This window comes from Pseudomonas sp. FSO-7 (genome assembly GCF_059579345.1).
This window is the reverse complement of sequence record NZ_CM184193.1, coordinates 65,742-83,071: the sequence shown is the minus strand read 5'-3', so window position 1 is coordinate 83,071 and position 17,330 is coordinate 65,742. Positions and strand designations below refer to the sequence as shown.

16 protein-coding genes are annotated in these 17,330 nt (G+C 63.2%); 7 read left to right on the top strand and 9 right to left on the bottom strand.

Features of this window, described 5'->3' with window-relative positions; translation table 11 throughout:
* Positions 1 to 5: 5 nt before the first annotated feature.
* The 4 genes from trkA to def form a co-directional block, all read right to left on the bottom strand.
* Positions 6 to 1,379, bottom strand: coding sequence for a Trk system potassium transporter TrkA (gene trkA / locus AC515T_RS00375; RefSeq protein ID WP_496531009.1), 1,374 nt, complete (start codon positions 1,377 to 1,379; stop codon positions 6 to 8).
* A gap of 23 nt (positions 1,380 to 1,402) precedes the next feature.
* Positions 1,403 to 2,713 (bottom strand): 16S rRNA (cytosine(967)-C(5))-methyltransferase RsmB, encoded by a 1,311-nt coding sequence (gene rsmB / locus AC515T_RS00370; protein ID WP_496531008.1) that lies wholly within the window; start codon positions 2,711 to 2,713, stop codon positions 1,403 to 1,405.
* Positions 2,710 to 3,669, bottom strand: a complete 960-nt coding sequence (gene fmt, locus AC515T_RS00365) for a methionyl-tRNA formyltransferase (protein ID WP_496531007.1) — start codon at positions 3,667 to 3,669, stop codon at positions 2,710 to 2,712. Before fmt ends, rsmB begins: the two co-directional genes overlap by 4 nt.
* A 71-nt stretch (positions 3,670 to 3,740) precedes the next feature.
* Positions 3,741 to 4,247: a peptide deformylase gene (def, locus tag AC515T_RS00360; RefSeq protein ID WP_003196300.1), complete on the bottom strand. Its 507-nt coding sequence runs from the start codon at positions 4,245 to 4,247 to the stop codon at positions 3,741 to 3,743.
* A gap of 170 nt (positions 4,248 to 4,417) precedes the next feature.
* Here def and AC515T_RS00355 point away from each other — a divergent pair, with 170 nt between their 5' ends.
* The 3 genes from AC515T_RS00355 (at position 4,418) to tsaC (ending at position 7,237) form a co-directional block, all read left to right on the top strand.
* The gene (locus AC515T_RS00355) at positions 4,418 to 5,443 is read left to right on the top strand and encodes a LysM peptidoglycan-binding domain-containing protein (RefSeq protein WP_496531006.1); all 1,026 of its coding nucleotides are present in this window, start codon (positions 4,418 to 4,420) and stop codon (positions 5,441 to 5,443) included.
* Between the two features lie 80 nt (positions 5,444 to 5,523).
* Positions 5,524 to 6,618 (top strand): DNA-processing protein DprA, encoded by a 1,095-nt coding sequence (dprA, locus tag AC515T_RS00350; protein WP_496531005.1) that lies wholly within the window; start codon positions 5,524 to 5,526, stop codon positions 6,616 to 6,618.
* A gap of 61 nt (positions 6,619 to 6,679) precedes the next feature.
* Positions 6,680 to 7,237, top strand: a complete 558-nt coding sequence (gene tsaC / locus AC515T_RS00345) for an L-threonylcarbamoyladenylate synthase type 1 TsaC (protein ID WP_014335849.1) — start codon at positions 6,680 to 6,682, stop codon at positions 7,235 to 7,237.
* Positions 7,238 to 7,555: 318 nt separating this feature from the next.
* Here tsaC and AC515T_RS00340 read toward each other — a convergent pair whose 3' ends face one another.
* Positions 7,556 to 8,533: an NADPH:quinone reductase gene (locus AC515T_RS00340; protein ID WP_496531004.1), complete on the bottom strand. Its 978-nt coding sequence runs from the start codon at positions 8,531 to 8,533 to the stop codon at positions 7,556 to 7,558.
* A 164-nt stretch (positions 8,534 to 8,697) separates the two neighbouring features.
* On the opposite strand from AC515T_RS00340, the gene hemF reads away from it, so the two are divergent.
* A complete protein-coding gene (gene hemF, locus AC515T_RS00335; RefSeq protein WP_496531003.1) occupies positions 8,698 to 9,612 on the top strand; it encodes an oxygen-dependent coproporphyrinogen oxidase in 915 nt (304 codons plus the stop codon).
* A 13-nt stretch (positions 9,613 to 9,625) separates the two neighbouring features.
* Complete coding sequence (gene aroE / locus AC515T_RS00330; protein WP_496531002.1) at positions 9,626 to 10,447, top strand: shikimate dehydrogenase; 822 nt, start codon at positions 9,626 to 9,628, stop codon at positions 10,445 to 10,447.
* Between the two features lie 151 nt (positions 10,448 to 10,598).
* Here aroE and AC515T_RS00325 read toward each other — a convergent pair whose 3' ends face one another.
* The 3 genes from AC515T_RS00325 to betC form a co-directional block, all read right to left on the bottom strand.
* A complete protein-coding gene (locus AC515T_RS00325; RefSeq protein WP_496531001.1) occupies positions 10,599 to 12,167 on the bottom strand; it encodes a SulP family inorganic anion transporter in 1,569 nt (522 codons plus the stop codon).
* 159 nt (positions 12,168 to 12,326) lie between these two features.
* Positions 12,327 to 13,247, bottom strand: a complete 921-nt coding sequence (gene choX, locus AC515T_RS00320; RefSeq protein ID WP_496531000.1) for a choline ABC transporter substrate-binding protein — start codon at positions 13,245 to 13,247, stop codon at positions 12,327 to 12,329.
* A gap of 16 nt (positions 13,248 to 13,263) precedes the next feature.
* Complete coding sequence (gene betC, locus AC515T_RS00315; RefSeq protein ID WP_496530999.1) at positions 13,264 to 14,778, bottom strand: choline-sulfatase; 1,515 nt, start codon at positions 14,776 to 14,778, stop codon at positions 13,264 to 13,266.
* Between the two features lie 114 nt (positions 14,779 to 14,892).
* Here betC and AC515T_RS00310 point away from each other — a divergent pair, with 114 nt between their 5' ends.
* On the top strand, positions 14,893 to 15,843 hold the full coding sequence (locus tag AC515T_RS00310) for a choline sulfate utilization transcriptional regulator (protein WP_496530998.1): 951 nt from the start codon (positions 14,893 to 14,895) through the stop codon (positions 15,841 to 15,843).
* Between the two features lie 92 nt (positions 15,844 to 15,935).
* Here the strand turns inward: AC515T_RS00310 and AC515T_RS00305 are convergent, their stop codons facing one another.
* On the bottom strand, positions 15,936 to 16,595 hold the full coding sequence (locus AC515T_RS00305; protein ID WP_496530997.1) for an NAD(P)-dependent oxidoreductase: 660 nt from the start codon (positions 16,593 to 16,595) through the stop codon (positions 15,936 to 15,938).
* An 84-nt stretch (positions 16,596 to 16,679) separates the two neighbouring features.
* Between AC515T_RS00305 and AC515T_RS00300 the strand changes: the two genes are divergently transcribed.
* Positions 16,680 to 17,018 carry a DOPA 4,5-dioxygenase family protein gene (locus AC515T_RS00300; protein WP_496530996.1) on the top strand — a complete coding sequence of 113 codons (339 nt, stop codon included), beginning with the start codon at positions 16,680 to 16,682 and terminating at the stop codon, positions 17,016 to 17,018.
* The last annotated feature ends 312 nt before the right edge of the window (positions 17,019 to 17,330 follow it).

Below are 17,330 nucleotides of genomic sequence, written 5' to 3'. Positions count from 1 at the left end.
CTGGATCAGAAGAAACTCAACCCCACATGGAACAGCTTCTCGACATCGCGAATGTGCTTTTTATCCACCAAGAACAGGATCACATGGTCGCCCGTCTGGATCATGGTGTCGTCGTGGGCGATCAGCACTTGTTCGTCGCGGATGATCGCGCCGATGGTGGTGCCCGGCGGCAAGCCGAGGTCGCGGATGGCTTTGCCGATGACTTTGCTGGACTTGGCGTCGCCGTGGGCAATCGCCTCGATGGCTTCGGCCGCGCCACGGCGCAGGGAGTGCACGCTGACAATGTCGCCGCGGCGCACGTGGGCGAGCAAGGTGCCGATGGTTGCCAGTTGCGGGCTGATGGCGATGTCGATGTCGCCGCCCTGGATCAGGTCGACGTAGGCCGGGTTGTTGATGATGGTCATGACCTTCTTCGCCCCCAGGCGCTTGGCCAATAGCGACGACATGATGTTGGCTTCGTCGTCGTTGGTCAGGGCCAGGAAGATGTCGGCGTCAGCGATGTTTTCTTCCAGCAGCAGGTCGCGGTCCGAGGCACTGCCTTGCAGCACCACGGTGCTGTCGAGGGTGTCGGAGAGGTAGCGGCAGCGCGCCGGGTTCATCTCGATGATCTTGACCTGGTAGCGGCTTTCGATGGCTTCGGCCAGGCGCTCGCCGATCTGCCCGCCACCGGCGATGACGATGCGCTTGTAGTTCTCGTCCAGGCGGCGCATTTCGCTCATCACGGCGCGAATGTTCGCCTTGGCGGCGATGAAAAACACTTCGTCGTCGGCTTCGATCACCGTGTCGCCCTGGGGCAGGATCGGCCGGTCACGGCGGAAGATCGCCGCGACCCGGGTCTCCACATTCGGCATGTGCTCGCGCAACTGGCGCAGTTGCTGGCCCACCAGCGGCCCGCCGTAGTAGGCCTTGACCGCCACCAGTTGCGCCTTGCCTTCGGCAAAGTCGATCACCTGCAAGGCACCGGGGTGTTCGATCAGGCGCTTGATGTAGTTGGTCACCACCTGTTCGGGGCTGATCAGCACATCCACCGGTATCGCTTCGTTGTCGAACAGGTCGGCGCGGGTCAGGTAGGCCGCTTCGCGCACTCGGGCGATCTTGGTCGGGGTGTGGAACAACGTGTGGGCGACCTGGCAGGCGACCATGTTGGTTTCATCGCTGTTGGTCACGGCCACGAGCATGTCCGCGTCGTCGGCGCCGGCCTGGCGCAGCACCGTCGGCAACGAGCCACGACCTTGCACGGTGCGGATGTCGAGGCGGTCGCCGAGGTCGCGCAGGCGTTCGCCGTCGGTGTCGACCACGGTGATGTCGTTGGCCTCGCTGGCCAGATGTTCCGCCAGCGAACCGCCGACCTGCCCTGCACCGAGGATGATGATTTTCATCCAGCCACTCCTATCGAATCGGTTTAACCGCGTGCGGCGGCAATCTTGATCAACTTTGCGTAATAGAACCCATCGTGCCCGCCTTCTTGGGCCAGCAACTGACGGCCATGGGGCTGCTTGAGGCCGGCCTGGGTTGCGATGTCCAGCTCCCGGGCGCCCGGGGTGCGAGCGAGGAATGCCTCGATCACCTCGGTGTTCTCGGTCGGCAAGGTCGAACAGGTGGCGTAGAGCAGCATGCCGCCCACGTCCAGGGTCGACCACAGGGCATCGAGCAGTTCACCTTGCAGCACGGCCAATGCGGCTATGTCGTCCGGCTGGCGGGTGAGCTTGATGTCCGGATGCCGGCGGATCACGCCCGTGGCCGAGCATGGCGCGTCCAGCAGGATGCGCTGGAAGGGCTTGCCGTCCCACCAGGTCGCGGTGTCGCGGCCGTCGGCGGCGATCAGCTCGGCGTCCAGGCCCAGGCGCTCGAGGTTTTCCTTGACCCGCACCAGGCGCTTGGCTTCCAGGTCCACCGCCACCACGCCGGCCAGCTTCGGCTCGGCTTCGAGGATGTGACAGGTCTTGCCTCCCGGCGCACAGCAGGCGTCCAGCACCCGTTGCCCGGGCGCCAGTTCCAGCAAGTCGGCGGCCAGTTGGGCGGCTTCGTCCTGGACGCTGATCCAGCCCTCGGCAAAGCCCGGCAGTGCGCGTACATCGCCCGGGGTTTCCAGGACGATGCCGTCGCGGCTGTACTGGCACGGGATGGCGGGGATGCCCGCCTCGCCCAGCAACGCCAGGTAGGCATCGCGGGTATGGTGGCGACGATTGACCCGCAGGATCATCGGCGGATGGGCATTGTTGGCGGCGCAGATGGCTTCCCATTGCTCGGGCCAGAAGGCCTTGAGGGATTTCTGCAACCAGCGCGGGTGGGCGGTGCGCACCACCGGGTCGTGTTCCAATTCGGCCAGCAGGGTTTCGCTTTCCCGCTGGGCGCGGCGCAACACGGCATTGAGCAAGGCCTTGGCCCAGGGCTTTTTCAGCTTGTCGGCGCAGCCCACGGTTTCGCCGATGGCGGCGTGGGCCGGAACGCGGGTGTAGAGCAGTTGATAGAGCCCCACCAGCAGCAGCGCCTCGACGTCGGCATCGGCGGCCTTGAACGGCTTCTGCAACAGCTTGGCCGCCAGGGCCGACAGCCGTGGCTGCCAACGGGCGGTGCCGAACGCCAGGTCCTGGGTGAAACCGCGATCACGGTCTTCCACCTTGTCCAGTTGGGTCGGCAGGGAACTGTTCAGCGAGGCTTTCCCGCTGAGTACCGCGGCAAGTGCCTTGGCGGCGGCCAGACGCGGGTTCATGAGGCGTCCGTCGCTTGGCCGAGATGGGTACCGACGGCAAATTTCTCACGGCGGCTGTTGAACAGGTCGCTGAAGTTCAGCGCCTTGCCCCCGGGCAGTTGCAGACGTGTCAGGCACAACGCCTGCTCACCGCAGGCAACGACGAGGCCGTCCTTGCTGGCGCCGAGGATTTCTCCCGGTGCGCCCTTCCCTTCGGCATGACCGGCCGCCAGCACTTTCAGGGCTTCGCCGTTCAGGGTGCTGTGACAGATCGGCCAAGGGTTGAAGGCCCGCACCAGGCGTTCCAGCTCAACGGCTGGACGGCTCCAGTCGATACGGGCTTCGTCCTTGTTCAGTTTGTGCGCGTAGGTGGCGAGGCTGTCGTCCTGCACGTCGCCCTCCAGCGTGCCTGCGGCCAGGCCAGCGATGGCCTGGACCACGGCGGGCGGGCCGATCAGGGCGAGGCGGTCGTGCAGGCTGCCACCGGTGTCTTCGGCGCTGATGGGGGTGCTGACCTTGAGCAACATCGGCCCGGTGTCCAGGCCGGCTTCCATGCGCATCACGGTCACGCCGCTCTCGGCATCGCCCGCTTCCACGGCGCGCTGGATCGGCGCGGCACCGCGCCAGCGCGGCAGCAGCGAGGCGTGGCTGTTGATGCAACCCAGGCGCGGGATATCCAGCACCACTTGGGGCAGGATCAGGCCGTAGGCGACCACCACCATCAAGTCCGGTTTCAGCGCCGCCAGTTCGGCCTGGGCTTGCGCGTCGCGTAGGGTCGGCGGCTGCAACACCGTGATGCCGTGCTCCAGGGCAAGCTGCTTGACCGGGCTGGGCATCAGTTTTTGCCCGCGACCGGCCGGCCGGTCCGGCTGGGTGTAGACCGCGACGATGTCGTGGGGGCTGGCCAGCAGGGCCTTGAGGTGTTCGGCGGCAAATTCGGGAGTGCCGGCAAAGACGATGCGCAGGGGCTCAGTCATGGGAAGCTCTCAATTACAAAGCAGTCGCAAAAAGAAAAAGGCTTGCCGCGGCAAGCCTTTGAAGGGGGGCATCAAGCATTCTGGCGATGAAGTTTTTCCAGTTTTTTCTTGATCCGGTCACGCTTGAGGGTAGACAGGTAATCCACGAACAGCTTGCCGTTGAGGTGGTCGCACTCGTGCTGGATGCACACCGCCAGCAAGCCTTCGGCGATCAGTTCATAAGGCTGGCCGTCACGGTCCAGGGCCTTGATCTTGACCTTCTGCGGACGGTCGACGTTTTCGTAGAAGCCCGGCACAGAAAGGCAGCCTTCCTGGTACTGGTCCATCTCGTCGGTCAGGGTTTCGAACTCGGGGTTGATGAACACCCGGGGCTCGCTGCGGTCTTCGGATAGGTCCATCACGACGATACGCTTGTGCACGTTGACCTGGGTCGCGGCGAGGCCGATGCCTGGCGCCTCATACATTGTTTCAAACATGTCATCGACCAACTGACGCACTTCGTCGTCCACTACGGCCACCGGTTTGGCGATAGTGCGCAGGCGCGGGTCCGGAAATTCGAGAATGTTCAAAATGGCCATAAGCTTGATAAATGCACGTGTGAGGTAAAGTCGGGTGGCTGGCCTGGCGTGTCTTGGGATGCAGGCTACCGTTGTAAAACGTTGCGCTTGTGGAAAACAGCTCCGCAGGGCAGCGAGCCACGGGGGCTCTGGCGTTTTACGCGAACGCACATAATAAAGGGATTCACCGCATGAGGAAATCACTACTCGCCCTGCTGCTCCTGGCTTCGGCCGGTATCGCGCACGGGCAAGTGCAACTTCGGGAAGGTTTTCCCCAGCAATACACGGTGGTGACGGGGGACACACTCTGGGACATTTCCGGCAAATACCTGCGCGAGCCATGGAAATGGCCCGAACTCTGGCAGGCCAACCCGCAGATCGAAAACCCCAACCTGATCTATCCGGGCGACACCCTGTCGCTGGTCTACGTCAACGGCCAGCCGCGCCTGACCCTCAATCGCGGCGCCTCGCGCGGCACCATCAAGCTGTCGCCACGCATTCGCAGTTCGCCGGTGGCCGACGCCATCCCGAGCATTCCGCTGCAAGCCATCAACAGCTTCCTGCTGAGCAACCGCATCGTCGACACGCCTGAAGATTTCGACAAGGCGCCCTACGTTGTCGCCGGCAACGCCGAGCGCGTGCTCAGCGGCATGGGGGATCGGGTCTTTGCCCGTGGCACATTCGACTCGAACCAGTCGGCCTACGGCATCTTCCGCCAGGGCAAGGTCTACACCGACCCCGAGACCAAGGAATTTCTGGGCATCAACGCCGACGACATCGGCGGCGGCGAAGTGGTCGCCACCGAGGGCGATGTCACCACCCTGGTCCTGCAACGCACCACTCAGGAAGTGCGCCTGGGTGATCGCCTGTTCAGCGGCGAAGAGCGTTCGATCAACTCGACCTTCATGCCCAGCGCGCCGAAATCGGACATCAACGGCTTGATCCTGGACGTGCCCCGGGGCGTGACCCAGATCGGCGCGCTGGACGTGGTCACCCTGAACAAGGGCCGCCGCGACGGGCTGATCGAAGGCAACGTGCTGGCGGTGATGAAGACCGGTGAAACCGTGCGCGATCGCATCACCGGCGCACCGGTGAAAATCCCCGATGAGCGGGCCGGCCTGCTGATGGTGTTCCGCACTTACGACAAACTCAGCTACGGCTTGGTGCTGTACGCCTCACGCTCGTTGTCGGTGCTCGACAAGGTCCGTAATCCATAACGGGTCTCACAAGTTACCAACAGAGTTATCCACAGCTTGTTCCCGTTTTTACGGGGCTCATAACGGTCAAGGATGATCGCATGTCATTACCTGAATCTGCTCCGGTTTCCCCTGCGGAACTGGAGGCCCGGCTACGCCTTCACCGCTTGCCGGAACTCGGTCCCAAGCGTTTCATGACCCTGATGGAGGCCTTCGGCTCGGCCTCCAAAGCCATCAGTGCACCGGCCAGTGCCTGGCGATCGCTGGGCTTGCCCGTGGCCTGCGCCGAGGCGCGACGCAACCCGGATGTGCGTGACGGTGCCGCCCATGCATTGGCCTGGCTTGAGCGTGCGGGCCAGCATTTATTGATGTGGGACCAACCCGACTACCCGGCGCTGCTGGCGCAGATCAGCGATGCGCCGCCGCTTCTGTTCGTCGCCGGCGACGCCACCATTCTGGAAAAACCCCAGCTGGCGATGGTCGGCAGTCGCCGGGCATCGCGGCCGGGCATGGACACCGCGGCGGCGTTTTCCCGCAGCCTGGCCGGGGCCGGTTTTGTCATCACCAGCGGCCTGGCCTTGGGCATCGATGCGGCAGCCCATCAGGCGGCGTTGGACGTTGGCGGGCGCACCATCGGTGTATTGGGCACTGGCCTGGAAAATTTTTATCCACAGCGCAATCGTCGGCTGGCGGACGCGATGATTGCCCAGGGCAGCGCGGTGCTGTCGGAGTTCCCGTTGGACACGCCGCCCCACGCCAGTCACTTTCCGCGGCGCAACCGGATCATCAGCGGCTTGTCCCTGGGCGTGCTGGTGGTGGAAGCCAGTGTCGCCAGCGGCTCGCTGATCACCGCTCGCCTGGCGGCGGAACAGGGCCGCGAGGTCTATGCGATTCCTGGATCGATCCATCATCCCGGCGCCCGAGGCTGCCATCAACTGATCCGCGACGGCGCGGCGCTGGTGGAAACCGTCGAGCACATCCTCGAAGCATTGCGCGGTTGGCAGCGGTTGCCGCTGGCCTCGGTGCCCGAGCCGGTGACCCATCCGCTGCTGCGCCTGCTGCATGCCGCGCCGCTAAGCAGCGAGGCGTTGGCCGACGCCAGCGGCTGGGGGTTGTCCAAAGTGCTGGCGGCGTTGACCGAGCTGGAGATGGAAGGACGCGCCAGCTGTGACAACGGACGTTGGTTTGCACGCTAGGTTTTATGGGGAAGATCGGTAAACTGCCCACAGCCTTATTTGCGTTGCGGGAGAATCGTTCATGGTCAACAGTTGGCGTGTGCAACAAGCCGCGCGAGAAATTCGCGCCGGGGCGGTGATTGCCTATCCAACCGAAGCGGTCTGGGGCCTGGGTTGTGACCCATGGAACGAGGAGGCGGTGGAGCGCCTGCTGGCGATCAAGTCGCGGCTGCCCGACAAAGGCCTGATTCTGGTGGCTGACAACATCCACCAGTTCGACTTTCTGTTCGAAGACTTCCCCGAAACCTGGATGGACCGCATGGCCAGCACCTGGCCGGGACCCAACACTTGGCTGGTGCCGCACCAGAACCTGCTGCCGGAGTGGATCACCGGCGTGCACGACACCGTCGCGCTGCGGGTCAGCGATCACCCCACCGTGCGCGACTTGTGCTCACTGGTCGGGCCACTGGTGTCCACCTCGGCCAACCCCCAAGGGCGCCCGGCGGCGCGCACGCGGATTCGCGTCGAGCAGTATTTCCGCGGGCAGATCGACCTGGTGCTGGGCGGTAACCTGGGCGGGCGCAAGAACCCCAGCGTGATTCGTGACCTGGCGACCGGCAAAGTGGTGCGGCCGGACTAAGCACGAACACAAATTCTGCATCTTACAAAAAACCCTGTGGGAGCGAGCTTGCTCGCGATAGCGTCAGATCAGCCAGGATTGATGTTGACTGACACACCGCTATCGCGAGCAGGCTCGCTCCCACAGGGGATTTGCGGCGACCAGGGAATCGAACTCACCACTGATCCGAGTGTGGGAGCGGGCTTGCTCGCGAAGGCGTCGGCACATTCAACATTGATGCAAGCTGACCCACCGTTTTCGCGAGCAAGCCCGCTCCCACAAGGTTTTGTGTTGCACACAGTATTTATGAACACCACAGGTTCTTCAGCGAGCTCTAAATCAAGGCAGAAGAATGGTCGAGCCGGTCGTGCGCCGCGCCGACAACTCGGCCTGGGCCTTGGCCGCTTCGGCCAGTGGATAACGCTGGTTGATGTCCACCTTGAGCTTGCCGCTGGCGATCATCCCGAACAGTTCATCGGCCATGCGCTGCAGGTTCTCCGCATTGTTGGCGTATGTCGCCAGGGTCGGGCGGGTGACGTACAGCGAGCCCTTGGCCGAGAGAATCCCCAGGTTCACACCGTCCACCGCCCCCGAGGCATTGCCGAAGCTCACCACCAGCCCACGGGGAGCGACGCTGTCCAGGGAGGTCAGCCAGGTGTCCTTGCCAACCCCGTCGTACACCACGGGCACCTTCTTGCCATCAGTCAATTCCAGCACGCGCTGCGCGACGTTTTCCTTGCTGTAGTCGATGGTTTCCCAGGCGCCGTGGGATTTGGCGATGGCGGCTTTTTCCGGCGAACTGACGGTGCCGATCAGCTTCACGCCCAAGGCCTTGGCCCACTGGCAGGCCAAGGAGCCCACGCCACCGGCGGCGGCGTGGAACAGGATGGTTTCGCCGCCCTTGAGTTCATAGGTCTGGCGCAACAGGTATTGCACGGTCAGGCCCTTGAGCATCACGCCGGCGGCCTGTTCGAAACTGATGGATTCGGGCAGGTGCACCAGGTTGGCTTCGGGCAACACATGCACATCGCTGTAGGCCCCCAGCGGGCCGCTGCCGTACGCCACCCGGTCGCCGACCTTGAACCGCGTAACGCCTGAACCGATGGCCTCGACCACACCCGCGCCCTCGGCGCCCAGGCCCGAAGGCAGCGTCGGTGGCGGATACAGACCACTGCGGTAGTAGGTGTCGATGAAGTTCAGGCCGATCGCCTTGTTGCTGACGCGCACTTGCTGCGGGCCCGGCTCGGCCGGTTGATAGCCGACGTACTCGAGTACTTCGGGACCGCCGTGGGAACTGAACTGGATACGTTTGGCCATCTTCACTCTCTCCTTGTCGCAGGACTTTTTACCAAGCCTTCTATCGGACTCCTAAGCTTGACCGTCGTCAACTGTGGCGTGGGCAAGTGCGGTGGTATCCTGTGCGCCCATTTGCCACCGGCCCGCTAGACGCCGCGTAGCGTAGCCCTGATCAAGGTGATGTCATGTCCACTCGCACCGAGGCCGTGAAAGCCTACCTGCTCGACCTGCAAGACCGTATCTGCGCCGTCCTGGAAACCGAGGACGGTGGCACGCGCTTCGTCGAAGATGCCTGGGCCCGGCCGGCCGGCGGTGGCGGTCGCACGCGGGTGATCGAAAACGGCACGGTGATCGAAAAGGGCGGCGTCAACTTTTCCCACGTCTTCGGCAGCGGTCTCCCACCTTCGGCCAGCGCCCATCGGCCAGAACTGGCCGGTCGTGGCTTCGAAGCCTTGGGCGTGTCGCTGGTGATCCACCCACACAACCCCCACGTACCGACCTCCCACGCCAACGTGCGTTTCTTCATCGCCGAGAAGGAAGGTGAAGAGCCGGTCTGGTGGTTTGGCGGCGGTTTCGACCTGACGCCTTACTACGGCGTGGAGGAAGACTGCGTCCATTGGCACCGCGTCGCCGAGCAGGCCTGTGCGCCGTTCGGCCCCGAGGTGTATCCGCGCTACAAGGCCTGGTGCGACAGCTACTTCCACCTCAAGCATCGCAACGAGCCCCGGGGTATCGGCGGCCTGTTTTTCGACGACCTGAACGAGTGGGATTTCGACACCTGCTTCGCCTTCATCCGCGCCATTGGCGACGCCTACATTGATGCGTACCTGCCCATCATGCGTCGCCGCAAGCACGACGCGTTCACCGCCCAGCAACGGGAGTTCCAGGAGTTTCGCCGTGGGCGCTACGTGGAATTCAACCTGGTCTACGACCGTGGCACCCTGTTCGGCCTGCAATCGGGCGGACGTACCGAATCGATCCTGATGTCCCTGCCACCGCAAGTGCGCTGGGGCTACGACTGGAAAGCCGAGCCGGGCAGCGAAGAGGCGCGGCTGACCGAGTATTTCCTGAAGGATCGCGATTGGCTGGCAACGGCCTGAACGGGGATTATCCATGGACCGCTACGTTGTAATGGGTAACCCCATCGGCCACAGCAAGTCGCCGTTGATCCATCGCCTGTTTGCCGAGCAGACCGGGCAAATCCTGGACTACAGCACGCTGCTGGCACCCCTGGAGGATTTCACCGGTTGCGCCCGAGAATTTTTCCGCGAAGGTCGTGGGGCAAATGTCACGGTGCCATTCAAGGAAGACGCCTTCCGCCTGGCCGACAGCCTGACCGAGCGCGCCCAGCGGGCCGGGGCGGTCAATACGTTGAGCAAACTGGCCGACGGGCGCCTGTTGGGTGACAACACCGACGGCGCCGGGCTGGTCCGGGACCTGACCGTCAACGCCGGCTTCAGCCTCCAGGGCAAGCGCATCCTGTTGCTCGGGGCCGGCGGCGCGGTGCGCGGAGCCCTCGAACCGCTGCTGGCCGAAGCGCCGGCCTCGGTGATCATCGCCAACCGCACGGTGGAAAAAGCCGAATTGCTGGCCGAGTTGTTCGCCGACCTGGGCCCGGTCTCGGCCAGCGGGTTCGACTGGCTGCAAGAGCCGGTGGACCTGATCATCAACGCGACCTCTGCGAGCCTGTCGGGGGATGTACCGCCGATTGCCGCCAGCTTGATCGAGCCCGGCAAGACGTTCTGCTACGACATGATGTATGGCAAGGAGCCGACGTCATTCTGCCGTTGGGCCCATGAGCACGGCGCGGCAGTGGCGATGGATGGCCTGGGCATGCTCGCCGAACAGGCGGGCGAAGCCTTCTACCTGTGGCGCGGAGTGCGCCCGGACACCGCGCCGGTGCTGGCCGAGTTGCGCCGCCAACTGGCGCTGTGAACTGTGGCCTGTGGCCTGTGGCGAGGGAGCTTGCTCCCGCTCGGGTGCGAAGCGCCCGCAAAACTGACTAAAGGTTGGCAGGCCTTCTAGGGCTGCTTCGCAGCCCAGCGGGAGCAAGCTCCCTCGCCACAGGGTATGCCTGCCTTAAGCCCTAGTCTTCGAAATGGATCGGGCACTTCTGCGCCCCCTCCAGCTTCAACAACTCTTCCACCACCTGGGGCCGGGCCATGCGCAAGGTCAGGCTACGTCCTTGACTACGCAAGCGCCGGGCTTCCTGGTGGAGCATTTCCACCCCGGAATAATCGATGAAGTTGATCTGCTGGGCGTCGATGACCACCCGCTGCGCCTGCAACCGTTGCAGGCGCACTTGCAGGTAATGGCTGGCGCCGAAAAAGATCGAGCCGCCCACCCGCAGGATCTCCGCTTCCCCTTCGCGAAAATGCTGCACCCGCGGCTGTGAGGTGCGTTTGAGGTAGAAGAACAGCGAAGCCAGCACGCCGGCGTAGATGGCGGTTTGCAGTTCCAGCAGCAACGTAGCCAGGCAGGTCAGGCTCATCACCATGAATTCGGCGCGGCTCACGCGGTACAACGCCCGGATCCCGCGATGGTCCACCAGCCCCCAGGCGATCAGCAGGATGCTGCCGGCCATGGCCGGAATCGGGATGTGTGCGATCAGTTTCGCCCCGGCGACCGCAAACAACGCCACCCACAAGGCCGAGAACACTCCGGCCAGGGGCGAGCAGGCCCCGGCTTCATAGCTGAGGCCGGAGCGGGTAAAGGAACCGGCCGACAATGATCCGGAGAAAAATCCGCCCACGAGGTTGGAAAGCCCCTGCGCCCTCACCTCCTGATTCGCATCGAGCAATTGCCCGGAACGTACCGACAACGAACGGGCGATGGACAGGCTGGTGACCAGCCCGAGCATGCCCACCGCGACGGCCCCGGGCAGCAGGCGCAGGATCAGTTCCAGGTCCAGCGGCAGCAGCGTGAACGGCGGCAGGCGCCCGGCGAAGGCGCTGACCAGCGCCACATGCCCGAACATCGCCGGCCACAACCAGACCACCAGGCTGCTGATGACCAAGGTTATCAACAGGCTCGGCCAGCGCGGCAGCAAGCGCTTGAGCACGATACCCAGGATCAGCGTGCCCACCCCCAGCAGCAGTGAAGGTTTATCCACAGCCCCGATGTGATCGACCAGCATCAGCAGGCCCCTCAGCGCCGTGGCTTCGTTCGGCAGGTCGAGGCCCAGCAGGTTCGGCAACTGCCCCAGGGCAATGACCACCGCCGCGCCCAGGGTGAACCCCAGCACCACCGAGTGGGAAACGAAATTCACCAGCGCACCGAAACGCAGCAACCCCAGCAGCCATTGGAAAATACCCGCCAGCACCGTCAGCAGCAGGATCAAGGTGATGTAGTCCTGGCTGGCGGGCACGGCCAGCGGACTGACGGTGGCGTACAGGACGATGGAAATCGCCGCCGTGGGGCCGCAGATCAGGTGCCACGACGAACCCCACAGGCAGGCGATCAGCACCGGCACGATTGCTGCGTACAAGCCGTATTCGGGGGGTAAACCGGCAATCAAGGCGTAGGCAATGGACTGCGGCAACGCGAGAATCGCACCGCTCAGGCCGACGATCAGGTCACGGCCGACACTGGCGCGGGCCTGCCGAGGCAGCCAGCTCAGGAAGGGAAAGAGTGAATGGCGCGTGGGGATTGCCATGGGGCCTCAAGGATGGGGTTTGGCGCAAGAGTATCAGGTGAACCAATGTGGCGAGGGAGCTTGCTCCCGCTCGGTCGCGCAGCGGCCGCAAAAATTGGGACCGCTGCGCAGTCCAGCGGGAGCAAGCTCCCTCGCCACAAAAGCTGCTCGCGATTATGCCTAGAGCTTGGCCTTCACCGCCGCCAACGCATCCTTGCCATCCAGGGTCTTCACACCGTCCAGCCATTTATCCAGCACCGCCGGGTTGGCCTTGATCCAGGCCTTGGCCGCATCGGCGTTGCTGACTTTGTTGTTCACCACCTCGGCCATGATGCTGTTTTCCATCTCCTGGGTGAAACTCAGGTTGGTCAGCAGCTTGCCGACGTTCGGGCAGGCCTGGGCATAACCCTTGCGGGTCAGGGTGTAGACGCTGCCGGTGTCGCCGAAGTATTTCTCGCCGCCCTTGAGGTAGTGCATTTTCAACTGCACGTTCATCGGGTGCGGTGTCCAGCCGAGGAAGGTCACGAATTTCTGTTTCTTCACGGCCCGGGAGACTTCCGCCAGCATCGCCTGCTCGCTGGACTCCACCAGTTTCCACTGGCCCATGCCGAAGTCGTTGGTCTTGATGATTTCTTTCAGGGAGAGGTTGGCCGGGGCGCCGGAGCCGATGCCGTAGATCTTCTTGTCGAACTTGTCGGCGAATTTGTTCAAGTCGGCAAAGTTATGCACACCGGCGTCCCAGACGTAGTCCGGTACCGCCAGGGTGAACTCGGTGCCGTCCAGGTTCTTGGCCAGTTGCGTGACGTCGCCCGTGGCCACGAACTTGTCATAGAAGCCCTGCTGCGCCGGCATCCAGTTACCCAGGAACACATCCACCTGGCCGTCCTTGAGGCCACCGAAGGTGATCGGCACCGCGAGGGTATCGACCTTGGCCTTGTAGCCCATCCCGTCCAGCAGGAAACCGGTGATGGCGTTGGTCGCGGCAATGTCGCTCCAGCCTGGATCGGCCATCTTCACGGTCTCGCAGCTCTGCTCGGCCCAGGCCGAAACACTGCTCAACGCCAACAGTCCAGCGGTCAGTACTGTGGATAACTTTTGCATGTGCGTGCCCCTTACGTTATTGGTTTTGGCAGGGTTGTGGATAACGGGCCTTGCGCTCCAGATCGTCGAGGTCGATATGGTTGCGCATGTACTGCTGGCTGGCGTCCACCAGCGGCTGGTGATCCCAGCTCTTGAGTTTGCCCAGGGTCAGCGCCTGGGCGACAAAACGGCGGCGTCGCTGGCTGGCGAGCACCTGTTGATGAATCGTCGGAATATCCCACTTGGCACGGGCTTCGGCGAGAAAATCGGCGAACACGGATTGATGCTCGGGCGATTGGCTGAGATCTTCCAGTTCCTTGGGATCGTTGCATACATCGAACAGCAGGCACGGGTCATCTTCGCTGTAGATGAATTTCCACGGGCCACGACGAATCATCATCAAGGGGCTGACGGTGCCTTCGGCCATGTATTCACCGAAGACTTCGTCATGCCCGCCCTGCCCTTGCAGATGCGACACCAGCGAGCGGCCATCCAGCGGCAAGCCCGGTTCCAGCGTGCCGCCGGCCAGTTCCACCAGGGTCGGCAGCAAGTCGGCGGTGGACACGGCTGCGCCCACCCGGCCGCTGGCGAACTGCCCCGGCGCACTGATCAGCAACGGTACGCGGGCGGCCATTTCGAACCAGTGCATTTTGTACCAGAGGCCCTTTTCGCCAAGCATGTCCCCGTGATCGCCGGAGAACACGATGATCGTGTCGTCCAGCAGACCGGTGTCTTCCAGGGTCTGCAGCAGCTTGCCGACATTGCTGTCGATGTAGCTGCACGCGCCAAAATAGGCGCGGCGAGCATCCCGAATCTTATCCACAGGCAGTGGCTTGTCCCACAGGTCATAGACCTTCAGCAGCCGTTGGGAATGTGGATCGAGGTCCGTTTGCGCCGGGGTCTGTGGCAACGGGATGTCGTTGTCCTCATACAAATCCCAGAACGCCTTGGGAATCGTGTACGGATCGTGTGGGTGGGTCATCGACACGGTGAGGCAGAACGGCTGGTCGCCGTCTTCGCGGATGTGGTCGAACAGATACTGCTGGGCCTTGAATACCACTTCTTCATCGAAATCCAGCTGGTTGGTGCGCACGCAAGGGCCGGCCTGCAATACCGACGACATGTTGTGGTACCAGCTCGGCCGCACGTCCGGCTCATCCCAGTTCACCGCCCAGCCGTAGTCGGCCGGGTAGATGTCGCTGGTCAGGCGCTCTTCGTAGCCGTGCAGTTGGTCGGGACCGCAAAAGTGCATCTTGCCGGACAACGCCGTGCGATAGCCGAGGCGGCGCAGGTAATGGGCGTAGGTCGGCACGTCTGCGGGAAAGTCCGCCGCGTTGTCGTAGGCGCCGATCTTGCTCGGCAACTGGCCGCTCACCAAGGTAAACCGCGACGGTGCGCACAGCGGGCTGTTGCAATAGGCGGCGTCGAACACCACGCCCTCGGCCGCCAGGCGCGACAGGTTCGGCAGCTTGATCGGCGAAGGACCGTAGATCGGCAACATTGGCGCGGCCATTTGATCGGCCATGATGAAAAGAATGTTCTTGCGCTTCATGTATTCGCGGCATTCCATAGTAGGCAGTTATGCGACATTGCTGCGATTGAGCATGTAGCCCCCGGGTTTTGGGGTAAAGCCCATGCAGGATAATGACTAGGATAAGCACAGCTTATGTATGACGCCTTGGGTAACCTGTCCCTGGAACTGTTCCGCGCCTTTGAAGCCGCCGCCCGCCACCAGAGCTTTACGGCGGCGGCGATTGAGCTGGGTACCACACAACCGGCCATCAGCCAGCAGATCAAGCGTCTGGAAGAGCAACTGGGCGCACGGTTGTTCGACCGGATCTACCGCGGCATCGAACTGACCGAGGCCGGGACGATCCTGTTCGAGCAGGTGCAGGTCGGTTTGCAGAGCATCGATGCCGGGCTGAGCGCCATCACCGCCCAGCACCAACATGAGGTGCTGCAAGTCGCCACCGACTTCGCCTTCGCCGCGTATTGGCTGATGCCGCGCCTGCATCGCTTTCACGCCGCCAATCCGCAGGTGGACGTGAGCCTGGTGACCAGCGAACGCAACCACAACATGTTGCGCACCGATATCGACGTTGCCGTACTGTTCGGCGACGGTCGCTTCAAACAAGGCGAAAGTCGCTGGCTGTTCAGTGAAGAAGTCTTTCCGGTATGCAGCCCGCTGCTGCTCAAGGAGCATCCCCTGCCCTTGCCCGCCCAGGCCTTGGCGGAATTTCCCTTGCTGCACTTGCGCGCGGGCAACAGCAACAGTTGGTTCGACTGGAGCGGTGTATTTCGCGAGCTGGGCATCACGTCGCCACCGGCGCCCGGGCAACTGCGCTTCGACAACTACACGTTGCTCATTCAGGCGGCGATTGGCGGCCAAGGTGTCGCCATCGGCTGGCGGCACCTTGTGGATAACTTATTGGCGCAAGGGCTGCTGTGTCGTCCGATCGCGGAAACGGTGCTGTCGCGGCTGGGGTATTACGTGGTCTTGCCCCAGCGTAAACGGCGCGGGGTGTTGATCCGGCTGTTTGTGGACTGGCTGATGGAGGAACAGGCCAACAGTGCCGAATCGCTCACGGGGTTGCCGTTGCCGTCGATTGCTGTTTGAGGACAGGGCCGGGGGGCATTGTCCTTTTTTAGGGCTGCTTCGCAGCCCAGCGGGAGCAAGCTCCCTCGCCACAGGGATATGGATATCCACAGCTAGTGGGCGGCCACGAAGCTGACGTGCTCACCCACATGCAGGTTCAGGCGCAGCTCATCGGCGATGCCGACCGCCACGCGGTTAAGCCGCTCCAGGGATTCGGCCATGCCGGGTTCGAGGCTGGTGCTGACCTGGCTGAAATGCTCGATGCCCAGGCCTGGCGCGGCATAGGGTGCATTGATCAAGGTCCACTGCAACGCGCTGTTCTTCAGGGCATCGAGCACTTCTTCGGCGGCATGGCGCTGCAAGTCATCGTCGGCCTGTTCTTCGTCGAGCACCGCAAAATCCCCCACCAGGAACAACCGTGCAATGTTCACCGCCTGCATGCCGGCGATCAGTGCGTCCACCGCCAGGACTTGCTCCACCGGGCCGGGAATCAAGGTGCGCTCCACTTGCTCACTGTTCATTGGCAACCCCGGCGCGTTCAACAGACACACCACGGCGCTGGCGCCAGCGACGCTTTGCTTGACCCGCTCCGGGTCGAACAGATCGCCGGTCTTGGTCCGCAGGCCCGGGCGTGGAGCCAGGGCGGTAAGATCGTCGAGAATCGCGATGACCTCATGCTGGCGCCGCAGCATTTCAGCCATCAACGCACTGCCGAGGCTGCTCATGGCACCATAGAGCACCACTTTGATGACCGGGGTTTCGGCGTTTTTCATGGCTGTTTTCCTCTTTGTCCGGCATGTAAAGGCTCTGACCCGCGGCAAACGGCGAGGGTTCGGCCTCTTTTTCAAGGAGTACAAATGCAGCGGATCAAGGGCTACCACGCCCACGTGTATTTCGACGCCACCACCCTCGACCAGGCGCGGGCCCTGTGCGAGGAAGCGGCGCAGCTATTTGCGCTGAAAATGGGCCGCGTCCATCAACGCCCGGTCGGCCCGCATCCGGACTGGAGCTGTCAGTTGGCGTTCGATCCGCAGTACATCGGCGTGGTCTTGCCCTGGTTGGCGCTCAATCGCAAGGGCCTGGTGATTTTCCTGCACCCGGAGACCGGCGATGACCTGACGGACCACACCGAGCATGCGATCTGGATGGGGGCGGTACGGCCGTTGAATCTTTCAGCCTTTAAAGCAAAGACCTGATTGCTTCTGTGGCGAGGGAGCTTGCTCCCGCCGGGCTGCGAAGCGGCCCCAGGATTTTGCGGCCGCTGCGCGACCGAGCGGGAGCAAGCTCCCTCGCCACAAAGACTCGCCTGGCCAACCATCAGCCATTGCAGCGGCGAAAGCTTACTGAAAGCTAGCGCGATTAGGATCACCTCACTTCCGGCAACAGACCGGTCGGCCAAAAGCGAGTTTTCAAGGCTCGTTCGGCCCTTTTAACAACAACAATGGTGATTTCCGATGTCCGCTGCTACCCGTCCCGCTGCACCCACTCCATCCGTCCCCCTCGTGCTT

Excerpts from the sequence above, each read along its gene's own strand:
- trkA (WP_496531009.1), bottom strand. The coding sequence starts at position 1,379 with ATGAAAATCATCATCCTCGGTGCAGGGCAGGTCGGCGGTTCGCTGGCG.
- rsmB (WP_496531008.1), bottom strand. The coding sequence starts at position 2,713 with ATGAACCCGCGTCTGGCCGCCGCCAAGGCACTTGCCGCGGTACTCAGC.
- fmt (WP_496531007.1), bottom strand. The coding sequence starts at position 3,669 with ATGACTGAGCCCCTGCGCATCGTCTTTGCCGGCACTCCCGAATTTGCC.
- def (WP_003196300.1), bottom strand. The coding sequence starts at position 4,247 with ATGGCCATTTTGAACATTCTCGAATTTCCGGACCCGCGCCTGCGCACT.
- AC515T_RS00355 (WP_496531006.1), top strand. The coding sequence starts at position 4,418 with ATGAGGAAATCACTACTCGCCCTGCTGCTCCTGGCTTCGGCCGGTATC.
- dprA (WP_496531005.1), top strand. The coding sequence starts at position 5,524 with ATGTCATTACCTGAATCTGCTCCGGTTTCCCCTGCGGAACTGGAGGCC.
- tsaC (WP_014335849.1), top strand. The coding sequence starts at position 6,680 with ATGGTCAACAGTTGGCGTGTGCAACAAGCCGCGCGAGAAATTCGCGCC.
- AC515T_RS00340 (WP_496531004.1), bottom strand. The coding sequence starts at position 8,533 with ATGGCCAAACGTATCCAGTTCAGTTCCCACGGCGGTCCCGAAGTACTC.
- hemF (WP_496531003.1), top strand. The coding sequence starts at position 8,698 with ATGTCCACTCGCACCGAGGCCGTGAAAGCCTACCTGCTCGACCTGCAA.
- aroE (WP_496531002.1), top strand. The coding sequence starts at position 9,626 with ATGGACCGCTACGTTGTAATGGGTAACCCCATCGGCCACAGCAAGTCG.
- AC515T_RS00325 (WP_496531001.1), bottom strand. The coding sequence starts at position 12,167 with ATGGCAATCCCCACGCGCCATTCACTCTTTCCCTTCCTGAGCTGGCTG.
- choX (WP_496531000.1), bottom strand. The coding sequence starts at position 13,247 with ATGCAAAAGTTATCCACAGTACTGACCGCTGGACTGTTGGCGTTGAGC.
- betC (WP_496530999.1), bottom strand. The coding sequence starts at position 14,778 with ATGAAGCGCAAGAACATTCTTTTCATCATGGCCGATCAAATGGCCGCG.
- AC515T_RS00310 (WP_496530998.1), top strand. The coding sequence starts at position 14,893 with ATGTATGACGCCTTGGGTAACCTGTCCCTGGAACTGTTCCGCGCCTTT.
- AC515T_RS00305 (WP_496530997.1), bottom strand. The coding sequence starts at position 16,595 with ATGAAAAACGCCGAAACCCCGGTCATCAAAGTGGTGCTCTATGGTGCC.
- AC515T_RS00300 (WP_496530996.1), top strand. The coding sequence starts at position 16,680 with ATGCAGCGGATCAAGGGCTACCACGCCCACGTGTATTTCGACGCCACC.